Origin of the sequence: Moellerella wisconsensis ATCC 35017 (genome assembly GCF_001294465.1) — a bacterium.
Classification (GTDB): domain Bacteria; phylum Pseudomonadota; class Gammaproteobacteria; order Enterobacterales; family Enterobacteriaceae; genus Moellerella; species Moellerella wisconsensis.
On the sequence record NZ_LGAA01000084.1, the window covers coordinates 1 to 273 of the forward strand.

The 273-nt window shown below is 50.2% G+C and carries 1 protein-coding gene; it reads left to right on the top strand.

Translation table 11 applies throughout. The features are described 5' to 3' along the window. Positions 1-273 (top strand): 1-deoxy-D-xylulose-5-phosphate synthase N-terminal domain-containing protein (locus tag M992_RS14490; protein ID WP_282955653.1); only part of this gene is annotated, 273 nt, incomplete at both ends.

Sequence of the window (273 nt, forward strand, 5' to 3'; positions counted from 1 at the left end):
AATATCCAACGTTGGCGTTAGTTAATAATCCCGACGATTTGCGCCTGATATCAAAAGATAAGCTGCCGAAGCTGTGTGATGAGCTGCGGCAATATCTGTTGAACAGCGTTAGTCGATCCAGTGGCCATCTGGCTTCTGGCCTTGGTACTGTAGAACTTACGGTTGCGTTGCACTATGTCTACAATACGCCATTCGACCATATCGTCTGGGACGTAGGCCATCAGGCCTATCCGCACAAGATCCTGACCGAACGCCGCGATCGTATGCCGTCTT